Here is a 240-nt window from a genome sequence, read left to right on the forward strand (position 1 = left end):
CTGCAGGTTGGAGTGGTCATTACTGCGTAACTGTTTCGGTTGCGGGTGTTAAATTTAGACGCCCTATTTTAGTGGGTCAAATAGTCGAAGTAGAAGCTAAAATTGCCCATACGGGTAGAAGTAGCATGCAAATATTTATTCAAGTTAGGGGTGGCGATCCAAAAACGCAAAATATGGTTGAAACAAACCATTGTGTTATCAGCTTTATTGCAATGGATGAAACGGGCTACCCAATAGAAG

General features: G+C 41.2%; 1 protein-coding gene. It reads left to right on the top strand.

Translation table 11 applies throughout. From position 1 onward, the window contains the following. Positions 1-240 (top strand): acyl-CoA thioesterase (locus tag AAEY83_RS18225; protein ID WP_351061509.1); only part of this gene is annotated, 240 nt, incomplete at both ends.

The organism is Psychrobacter sp. TB20-MNA-CIBAN-0197, from assembly GCF_040309765.1.
Lineage (GTDB): Bacteria > Pseudomonadota > Gammaproteobacteria > Pseudomonadales > Moraxellaceae > Psychrobacter > Psychrobacter submarinus.